The sequence below is a fragment of the Streptomyces sp. NPDC058157 genome, from assembly GCF_042884105.1.
GTDB lineage: Bacteria > Actinomycetota > Actinomycetes > Streptomycetales > Streptomycetaceae > Streptomyces.
In genome coordinates, this window is sequence record NZ_JBHVUQ010000437.1 from 1 (window position 1) to 1,416 (window position 1,416).

Annotated in this window: 1 protein-coding gene and 1 pseudogene; both read right to left on the reverse strand. The window is 77.7% G+C overall.

Annotated elements, in window-relative coordinates; all coding sequences use genetic code 11:
* Positions 1-468, reverse strand: a pseudogene (locus ACFVXK_RS38670) (hypothetical protein); the annotation flags it as partial.
* A partial coding sequence (locus ACFVXK_RS38675; protein ID WP_389622098.1) for a VWA domain-containing protein occupies positions 468-1,416 on the reverse strand: 949 nt, incomplete at its 5' end. The gene ACFVXK_RS38675 and the pseudogene ACFVXK_RS38670, both read right to left, overlap by 1 nt.

A 1,416-nucleotide genomic window follows, 5' to 3' on the forward strand; every position in this document is an offset into this window, starting at 1 on the left:
CTCCTGTCCGGCGGCGGGGTCCGTGTCGGGGTCCGGGCGGAGCCCGGGGAACGGAGGAAGGGCGGGTAGGGGAGCGGCCCCGCAGGGCGGCGGCCCGGGCCGCTCGGCGTCCGACGCGGTACCGGCATCCGGGCCCCCGGCCTCGCCCTCGCCCTCGCCCGGCCAGGGCGACGCCTCCGCCAGCGGGGACGCCGTCAGGACCGCCGCGCGGTGCAGGCAGCGCGGGGCGAGCAGGCAGGTGCAGACGGCCTGCCCGGCCTCCTCCACCACCCCGGACGCCCCCGGACGCAGCGTCACCACCGCGTCCTCGCCGAAGGAAACGACGACGCCCCCCTCCGCCCCGGCCTCCGCTCCGTCCCGGCAGCCCTCCACGGCCGCGTCGAGCTTCTTGCGCAGCCGGGCGCTCAGGGCCTCCACGGCCTCCGCCGTCACCTCGGCGGCGACGGGCGGCAACAGCGGGCTGGTCATCAGGGCTCCCCACGGAGTCGGTCGCCCACCCAGCGGGCGAGGGCGAGAGGGCTGAGCGCGGCCACCGGCATCCCGGCCGCGACGAGCTGCCGCGCCACCGGGACCGAGTAGCGGGGCGCGCCGGAATCGTCGAGTGCGGCGCAGCCGAGCAGATGGGCCCCGGAGGCGGCCAGCGCACGGACCTCCCCGAGCAGGCCGCCGACCGGGGCGCCCTCCTCGAAGTCGCTGACCACGACGACCAGGGTGCGGCTCGGCACCGTGATCAGGCTCCGGGCGTGCGCGAGGCCCGCCGCGATGTGCGTACCGCCGCCGACGCGGACCTCCAGGAGGAGGGAGAGCGGGTCGGCGACCCGGCCGGTCAGGTCCACGACCTGGGTGGAGAAGGCCAGGAAGTGCGTGGACAGGGTCGGGACCCCGCCCAGCACCGCCGCCGTCAGCGCCGACCAGACCACGGAGGCCTCCATCGAGCCGGAGACGTCCACCACCAGGATCAGCCGCCAGTCCGCTTCGCGGGAGGCGCGGGTGCTGAACACCGGCCGCTCCGGGACCACGACCACCCGGCCGTCGTCGAAGCGGCGCGTGTGCGCCAGGTTGGCCCGCAGGGTGCGCGCCAGATCGAGCCGGCCGCCGGGGCGGCGGGTCGGGCTCGGGGTGGACAGGCCCGACAGGGCCGGCCGGACCCGGGTGGCCAGCTGCGCCGCCAACTCGTCGACCAGCCGCTTCACCAGCGGCCGCAGCCGGGCGAGCTGCTGCTCGGGCATGCCGCCGGCCAGGGAGAGCACGGAGGTCAGCAGTTCCACGGAGGGCCGCACGGACGCCGGGTCGAGCTGGGCCAGTACGTCGGTACGGCCCGCGCCCGCCGCGTCCGCGAGCACCTCCTCCCGCACGTCGGCGCCGAACAGCGACTCCAGCTCCTCGGACCACTCCCGGGCCGGCGGGAAGGACGGC